General features: G+C 62.8%; 8 protein-coding genes. All 8 read left to right on the top strand.

Translation table 11 applies throughout. The features are described 5' to 3' along the window. A partial coding sequence (locus tag K8V11_RS07150; protein ID WP_303912072.1) for an ABC transporter permease occupies positions 1-262 on the top strand: 262 nt, incomplete at its 5' end. After that, the gene (locus tag K8V11_RS07145) at positions 259-1,680 is read left to right on the top strand and encodes an MCE family protein (RefSeq protein ID WP_303912070.1); all 1,422 of its coding nucleotides are present in this window, start codon (positions 259-261) and stop codon (positions 1,678-1,680) included. The genes K8V11_RS07150 and K8V11_RS07145, both read left to right, overlap by 4 nt. Then, complete coding sequence (locus K8V11_RS07140) at positions 1,677-2,807, top strand: MCE family protein (RefSeq protein ID WP_067477687.1); 1,131 nt, start codon at positions 1,677-1,679, stop codon at positions 2,805-2,807. Before K8V11_RS07145 ends, K8V11_RS07140 begins: the two co-directional genes overlap by 4 nt. After that, positions 2,807-3,838 (top strand): MCE family protein, encoded by a 1,032-nt coding sequence (locus K8V11_RS07135; protein WP_067477683.1) that lies wholly within the window; start codon positions 2,807-2,809, stop codon positions 3,836-3,838. Before K8V11_RS07140 ends, K8V11_RS07135 begins: the two co-directional genes overlap by 1 nt. 3 nt (positions 3,839-3,841) lie before the next feature. Beyond that, on the top strand, positions 3,842-5,071 hold the full coding sequence (locus K8V11_RS07130) for an MCE family protein (RefSeq protein WP_067477680.1): 1,230 nt from the start codon (positions 3,842-3,844) through the stop codon (positions 5,069-5,071). Next, complete coding sequence (locus K8V11_RS07125; protein ID WP_067477678.1) at positions 5,068-6,324, top strand: MCE family protein; 1,257 nt, start codon at positions 5,068-5,070, stop codon at positions 6,322-6,324. The genes K8V11_RS07130 and K8V11_RS07125 overlap by 4 nt, the downstream gene beginning before the upstream one ends. Next, on the top strand, positions 6,321-7,574 hold the full coding sequence (locus tag K8V11_RS07120) for an MCE family protein (RefSeq protein WP_067477676.1): 1,254 nt from the start codon (positions 6,321-6,323) through the stop codon (positions 7,572-7,574). Before K8V11_RS07125 ends, K8V11_RS07120 begins: the two co-directional genes overlap by 4 nt. A gap of 171 nt (positions 7,575-7,745) precedes the next feature. Continuing rightward, a partial coding sequence (locus K8V11_RS07115) for a hypothetical protein (RefSeq protein WP_303912066.1) occupies positions 7,746-8,607 on the top strand: 862 nt, incomplete at its 3' end.

Here is an 8,607-nt window from a genome sequence, read left to right as displayed (position 1 = left end):
GACCGGTGCGTTCGACCACTACTTCCACCTGTTCCTGCCGCCACAGGACGTTTTGTATTCGTTCGTCAAGGTGTTGATCTTCGCCTTCGCGCTCGTGATGATCCACTGCTTCTACGGCTACACCGCGTCCGGCGGACCCGCCGGCGTCGGCGTTGCCGTGGGCCGCGCGGTGCGTACCGCGATCGTTGTCGTCACGATTCTCAACTTCTTCATCGGCCTGGCCATCTGGGGCACGTCCACGAGTGTGAGGATTGCCGGATGACCCGCATGTCAGCGACCGCTCGTCGCCTCCTTGCCGTCCTGTTCGTCATCATCGTGGCGGCGTTCATCGGCGGCTCCATCGCCATGTACAACAAGGCGTTCACCAGCGTCAGCGAAATAGACCTCTACACCGACGACGTCGGATACGCGCTGCCCAAACATGCCGACGTCAAGGTGCGCGGAGTCAATATCGGCCGCGTCACCGAGGTCGAACCCGACGGCGATCGCGTCCGAGTGCAGCTCGCCATCGACCCCGATTACACCGAGAAGCTCCCCGCCGATGTCACGGCGCGGCTCATCCCGAAGACCCTGTTCGGCGAGCGCTTCGTGGACATCTATATTCCTGACGGCGGAGGTTCTGGAAAACTCGCGGACGTCGACTCCATCGCCCAGGACGAACGCGGCAACGCCGTGGAGCTCGACCGAGTTCTCGACGGGCTGCTCCCGGTGCTCGAGGCCGTTCCGCCCCACGAGCTCGCCGCAACCCTCGGCGCGCTGAGCCAGGCGCTGCAGGGCAACGGCGATCGGCTCGGTGTCTCCTTCGAGCAGCTGGGTAAGGTATTCGGCGGTATCAACGAAGATCTCCCCGCGCTCGAATCCGGTCTCCAGGATCTCGCGACCTTCTCGCAGACCTACACCGAGGCCGTGCCCGATCTCATTGGCGCGCTCGACGCCCTGCGCACCACATCGCATACCGTCGTGGAAAAGCAGGACGCGCTGCGCGGCTCCATCCAGTCGGTGACGACGGCATCGAACGACCTTGCCGGGTTCATCGACGTGAACAAGCAGAGCGTCATCGACGTGCTCGCGGACTCGCGACAGACGCTCGATTACCTTGCGCAGTACTCCCCGGTGCTTGAATGTTCGGTGCTCAACTTCCAAAAGAGCCTTGTGAATTCCGACGACATCCTTGGTGTCGGCGATGAGCACCCGGGCATTCGCGTCACCGTGGAGGTCGTCAACCCGCGTGGCCGATACCTTCCGAACCAGGATGAGCCGCGCGCCTTCGATACCCGCGGTGCGCGCTGCTACGGAACCCCGGGACCCGGGGAGAATTTCCCGGCAGCACCCGGCGGCGCGCTTGCCGATGGCGCCTACCAGCCCCCGACGCGTAACCCGGGCCCTGCAGTCATTCCCGACGCACCGGACCCACGAAGTTCCGATGCGCCGATCACGCAGCCGCGCCAGCGCGGCAGCGTTCCCGACGCGCCGGGACGCTACGTTCCGGAACAACCGAATCGCCCGCTGCCCCCGGGCGTCGACGATCGACCGATGGGATACGAGAATTCGCCGATCGAGGTGGCCACAGTGCAGACGATTTACGGCGCAGCGAAGGGCGAAGCGCCCGAATCGACACCCGGCTGGGTCGCAGGCCTCGGCGCTCCGGCCCTCCGCGGGGCGGAGGTGACCATCCGATGAGCAAGAATCCCTCCAACCGGAGCCTCGCCGCTCCGATGATCAAGCTGATCATCTTCATCATCGTCACCTCGATGGCCATCGTCATCCTCGCCAACACCATGCGAGGAAGCGGGTCCACCGATGGCGAAGAGTACCACGCCATCTTCTCCGACGCGACGCAGAGCGAGGCCGGCGACGAAGTGCGCATCGCCGGCGTCGCCGTCGGCCGTGTCACCAACGTCGAGCTCTACGACAACGACAAGGCTCGGGTGTCGTTCGTCCTCAGCGGACGCGATAGCCTGCCGGAAAATACCCAAGCCGACATGCGGTTCCGCAACCTCATCGGCCAGCGCTATATCTCGCTGTCCAGGGGAGAAGGTGCAGTCGGAGCAGACATGGAGCCGGGTGACACCATTCCGCTGGAGCAAACGACCCCCGCCGTCAACCTCACGGCTTTGTTCGATGGTTTCCGTCCGCTGTTCACCACCCTCAATCCGGAGGACGTGAACAAGCTCGCCGACTCGCTGATCAAGGTGCTTCAGGGCGAAAGCGGAACGGTCCAGCAGCTGGTTCGCGATATCGGTTCGCTGACGAATACGCTCGCCGATCGCGACCAGGTCATCGGAGAGGTCATCGACAATCTCACGGCAGTGCTCGACACGATCAATAATCGCGAAGATCAGTTCGACCAGCTGGTCGTCAACACCTCATCGCTGATCGAGGGGTTGTCTGCCGATTCCGAGGCGATCGGTTCCTCGCTCGACTCTCTCGCGGATCTGACGTCGGTCACCGACAACGTGCTCGAGAACACCAGGCCTGCGGTCACCGATTCGATCACGGCGTTGAACACCGTTGCGACGGACCTTAATGCCAACAGCGACAGTCTGGAGTCGGTGATCGAGACCATGCCGCTGAAGACGGAGAAGCTCGTGCGAACCGGCTCGTTCGGTTCGTGGTTCCAGTTCTACCTTTGTGGCATCGACGTCACAGTGGGCTCCGGTTCCGCGCCGAATATGTCCGATCCACTCCTTCCTCTGGTCGGGCACCTCGACACCATACGCCAACCGATCTACACGAACTCCGCGCCGCGCTGTAGCGCAGAAGGGGTGGCTGCGGCCAATGCACAATCGAACGGAGGTGGGAACTGATGGCTGCCGAGACGAAAAAGCGTAAAGGTAAAAAGGCAGGAGAGTACCGGATCCCCAATCCGTTGCTGGGCCTGATCGGCATCGTCACGATTCTCGCTTTGACGCTGCTCAGCGCCAATTTCAGTTCGCTGCCGTATGTCGGTGCCGGGCCGAAGTACCACGCATACTTCTCCGAGGCTGCCGGGATGCAGTCCGGCGACGAGGTGCGCATCGCGGGAGTCAAGGTCGGGCAGGTCACCGACGTCGACCTAGAAGGTGACAAGGTCAAGATCGACTTCCGTTCCAAGGGTGCGTGGCTGGGCGACGAGACGCGTGCCTCGATCCAGATCAAATCCGTGCTGGGGCAGAAGTTCCTTGCGCTGGAGCCCGCAGGCAGGGAGGAGCTGGACACCGATACTCCGATCGCGTTGGATCGCACGACCTCGCCTTACGACGTCGTGACCGCGTTCAGCCAGGCCGCCGAGGTGGTCGAGGGGATCGACGAGGAACGTCTCGGCGAATCGCTCGATGTACTCACTGAATCGATGGACGTGGCGCCGGGCGAATTTCGTTCCGCAGTCGACGGAGTATCCCGCTTATCCCGCACGATCTCCAGCAGGGATCGGGAACTACGCGATCTTCTCGCGGCCACACGCCAGTCGGCGACGATCGTCGCCGAACGCAATGAGGAATTCCGCAAGCTTATCGCCGGTGTCGGCGATCTGCTCACAGAGCTCAACTCGCGTTCCGAGTCGATCAAGCTCGTTCTCGCGTCGGGAACTTCGCTCGCCCGGGAGCTGCGGCAGTTGGTTGCGGACAATGAGGCTCAGTTCGGTCCGACCCTGGACCAGTTGGACCAGGCGCTCGGTGTGCTCACCGAGCACGAGGACGACCTGCGTCAGTCGCTGACGAACCTCGCTCCGTTCTACGGTATTTACGCGGACATCCTCGGCAACGGCCGCTGGTTCGAGACAACTGTGACGAACCTGCTCCCGCCGGGACTACCGCTCATCCCCGGCAATCGCGAAACGCTGCAGCAGGGGGGCCAGTAAACCATGAAACTCGCACAGAAGAAGTTCCCGATCTGGCTCGTTGCTCTCGTGCTCATCGTCGTGATCGTTGTCGCGGCATTGGTATGGGGAAGCTGGTCGCGGGTCGGACGTACCCACTTCACGGCGTACTTCGATACCTCGGTGGGTGTCTCCGAGGGCACCGATATCCGGGTGCTGGGAGTCAAGGTCGGCAGCGTCGAGGAAGTGACTCCGCGCGGCGACCAGGTCGAGGTGAAGGCGTTCGTCAACCGCGGTGTCGACCTTCCCTCCGATGCCAAGGCTGCTCAGGTGACGCCATCGGTCATCCCGGACCGATACATCCAAATGCTTCCGGCATACTCCAACGGGCCCAAGATGGAAGACGGTGCGGTCCTCGAGCGCGAGCGCACGACGACGCCCGTGGAAGTCGATGAGCTCTATAAATCCTTGCAGGATCTGTCGACCGCGCTGGGCCCTGATGGCGTGAACAAGGACGGCACTGTCAACAGGTTCCTCGACACCTCTGCACGAACTCTCGGCGAGAACGGCCGTGCACTCGGCGATTCCATCGATCAGCTCTCGCAGGCGTCCACGACGTTGGCCGACTCCCGCGAGGACCTTGCCGGCACCGTGACCAATCTGCAAACGTTCGTGTCGATGCTGGCCGAAAATGATCAGCAGGTGCGAACGTTCAATGACCAGATGGCGCAGTTCAACCAGACCGTCGCCAATCAACGGGAAAACCTGCAGTCCGCGCTCGGTGAACTCTCCTGGGCCCTCGCCGACGTAGCGCGCCTGGTCCGGGACAACCAGGATGTCATCCAACGCAATGCCGAGAAACTCGCCACGGTCGGCGGTATCACAGCAGACCACACGGAGGACCTCAAGGAAATCCTGGTGCAGGCACCGCTGGCATTGACCAACCTGATCGAGGCATACAACCCGGAATCGGGCACGTTAGATATGCGACTCGTACTTCACGATTCGCAGAGCCCCGCCGGTGTCTTGTGCAAGCTGATGCAGATCAATCGGCTGCAGCCGGGAAATCCCGTATTGGAAGACCTCACCGATGAGGCCGGCATCAAGGAATGTGAGGCCCAGGTGGAGGAGCGCAACGCCTTTCTGAAGGAGAACGTGGAGCTTCCCACCGGCATCATGACCGCCGAGCTGGCGCAAACGCTCCAGGTGCCGGGATACGTTCCGGGTACCGAGGGATTCAATCGTGCGCCGACGTCCGAAGGGAGCCCGCGATGAATCGCCGGATCAAGGTCACATCGTCCGCTATCGCCCTCGGCGCGGTCGTCGCGTTGACCGCCGGCTGTGGCACGAGCCTCGAAGACGTGCCGTTGCCCGGTGGGGCGAATACCGGTAGCGACCCGATCAATGTGTCCATCCAGTTCGAGGACGTTCTCGACCTTGTCCGGCAGGGCACGGTAAAGGTCAACGGGCTCCCCGCAGGGCGTATCGATAATATTTCGCTCGCTGAGGACGGGTGGACCGCTCAGATCGAGATCGAATTGCGCAACGACGTCGCCCTCCCGGCCAACGCCGTCGCCTCCGTTCAGCAGACCAACCTCCTGGGTGAGAAATTCGTTGAACTCTCGGCGCCGGAAGGTGGGACTCCGCACGGCAAGCTCGGCGATGGAGACGTCATCCCGCTGGAACGGACGAGGACGGCGACTAATATCGAGCAGGTTCTCGGTGCGTTGAGCCTGGTGCTCAACGGTGGTGGCCTCAGCCAGATCCAGTCGATCGTTACGGAACTGAATTCCATGACGAACGGTCGCGAGAATCAGCTGAAAGACACTCTCAACACCACCGCCGACCTCATCAACTCCCTCAATCGTCAGCGGGACTCGATCGTCAATGCGATCGATGGGGTCAATGAGCTCTCGGCAAATACCCGGGAACAGACGCCGCAGATCGAGGCGATCCTGGACGAGCTCCCGGAAGGTGTGCGGGTGCTTGACGAGCAGCGTCCGCAATTCGTCGAGATGCTCCGGCGCATCGATGCTCTCGGACAGTCCGGTACGGATCTGCTGGTGCGCTCTCGCGAGGATCTCATCGCAGATCTGCGCGCCTTGCGCCCGGTGCTTCAGGAGCTGTCCAAGGTGACTCCGGAACTCGTCGATGTCGCCGCCATCGTGCCGACGTATCCGTTCCCTGACTCATCTGCGGATACGACGATCGGTTCGTCGTCGAACGTGTTCCTCAACGTCGACACCCAGGTTGCGAACGTGCTTTCCAACCTCGGTGTCGGCAAGGGCGACCCGCAGTCGATTGCACCGACGACGACGTCGGGGCCGTACTCGGAAGACCCGCGTAACCCGTGGGCGGGGGAGAACGGTCCGGACCGGAGGACGACCATCGTACTTCCGCTCCCGCTATTCCCAGAGCCGCAGAGAATGATGTCGCGCGCGGTCGAAGGGCCGGAGACTCCGGGCTTGAGTGACTTCTCGCCCACGATGGAGCATCTCCTCGAAGAGGCAGACGAGGCGCAGGGATGAAAAAATCAATCCGTTACCAGCTGATCGCGTTCTGTGTCATCGCCGCAGTCGGCGTTGCCTATGTCGGCATCAACTACGTGCGCATTCCGACGCTATTTGGCTTCGGGCAGTACAGCGTCAACCTCGAGCTGCCGGATTCCGGCGGTATCTTCACCAATGCTGCGGTGTCCTACCGCGGCGTCGAGGTGGGGCGTGTCGGCGATCTGAGCCTGACCAACGACGGTGTGAATGTCGAGCTCGAGATCGACAAGGATGCGCCGCAGATCCCCGCGAATGCTCGCGCAGTGGTGGCCAATCGCTCCGCGATCGGTGAGCAGTACGTTGACCTACGGCCCGTCAGCGATTCCGAGCCGTATCTCGAAGCCGGCAGCACCCTGAGCGGCACGCGCGAGGATCTTCCGGTTCGTGTCGAGGAGCTCATCGAAAACGTCGACGATCTCGCTCGTTCGATTCCGCTGGACCCGCTCCGTATCACTGTGGAAGAACTCGGCGATGCCGTCCGCGATCGCGGTCCGGAATTGCGAAACCTCGCCGACTCGCTCGTCGAGTTGTCCGAAACCGGAATCGAGACGCTTCCACAGCTCAAACGGCTTATCCAGGATGGTGCCGTGGTGCTCGACACGCAGGCGGTGCAACAGGCGGAGATTGTCTCGTTCTCCGGCGACCTCCGCACGGTGACCGAGGCGCTCCGAGACTCGGACAGCGATCTGCGCCGCCTCATCGATACCTCCGGCGAGTTCAGCACCGAGGCAAGCCAGCTCGTGCGACAGTCCGGCCCTCCGCTCACTGTTGCCACCGAACGGCTGTCTACGACGATGAAGGCCGTGGATCCGAGGTCGGCGGGTGTTCGCACGCTCCTGCAGCTGTTGCCCGTACTGTCCTCCGGTTCGCAGTCAGTGGCGCCGGGCGATGGCACGATCCACTTCGGGCTCGTGCTGGAGAACAACAATCCGCCGCCGTGCACCATCGGCTACGAACGCACCCATGAAATGCTCGACGAGATGAAGGCTGCGGACCCGAGCTTCGACTACCAAGAGCAGGATTTCCCTGTGAACTGGGACGCTGGCTGTAAGGTGCCCGAGGGTTCGATGACCTCGGTTCGTGGTCAAGAGAGCGCCGAGCTGGCCGATCCGGAGGTCGTCCAGCCCTGGGACAACAAACCGAAGGTGGCGCCGGACCGTCTCGATCTGTCGGCAGTTGGTCAACAACTCGCCGAGTTCACCGGGGCCGTGCCGAAGGGGAGCGGTTAGACCACAGCCGGGCGCAGCGACACAACGCCGCGCCCGGCTTTCGGCTACCAGCCGCCTGTAAGGTACGTCACCTAAGGTGGTTACGGCATTTTCTACTGACGGCGTACGGCCGTCACTACCGAGACCGCAGAAGCGTGCGCCCTTTTCGCATGCCGTGGTTCAAGGAGAGAAGTGAGCAAGGACGACAAGACCCCGCCGGAGAATTCGGCGGACCCCAAGGACTCGAAGGATTCCACAGACCCAAAGGATTCCAAGGACACCGCAGCCGGTGCCGCCAAGGACACTGGGAATCCGCCCTCGAAGCGCGAAAGCGAGGCGACGAGCACATCCTCCTCGAAGGAGGCCAAGAAATCCGAGGAGTCCAAGAAGTCCAAGGACTCCGGTGAGGACGCCGGCGCGGACCGCGAGGACGGCGGGGACGCGTCGACGGCCGGCGGCGAAGGCGCGAAGAAACGCGGTGGCGTTCCGGCATGGGTGGCTGTGCTTTCCGTCGTCATACTTGTGATTGGTGTGGCGGGAGCTGTGTGGCAGGCCATCGGGTACTTCCAGGACCGCAGCGACAAGAATGCGGCGGCCCTGCGCGACGAGGTCATCGACGTCGCGTCACAGGTGGTGGTCAACTCGTTGTCGTTCTCCGCAGACACGATCGATGAGGACCAGGAGCGGTTGCGCGAGGGGTCGACCGGTGAATTTCTCGCTCAGCAGGATGAATACGCAGAGCAGATCAAGCAAACCGTAGTGGATCAGGGCGCGACGACGTCGGCGCAGATCTCCAATTCTGCGTTGAGCGATATCGACGAAGACACCGGCACGGCGACAGTGCTCCTCGTGTACACGGCGCAGTCCGAACGAGAGGAGCTCCCCCCGGTGTCCGGCCGTCAGGCGGCCCGCGTGGAGCTCATTCGCGAAGGCGATCAGTGGAAGGTCGCCGAACTCGTCGCGATCGGTGCCCAGGTCCCCGTCGGCGAGTCCTCCGAAGGGGTGCAGCAACTCGACAACGTGACCGGCGGTGCCGGGGGCGGCGAGGACAGCG

The organism is Dietzia timorensis, from assembly GCF_020742175.1.
GTDB classification, from domain to species: Bacteria; Actinomycetota; Actinomycetes; order Mycobacteriales; family Mycobacteriaceae; genus Dietzia; species Dietzia timorensis_A.
This window is presented reverse-complemented; position numbering and strand designations above follow the sequence as displayed.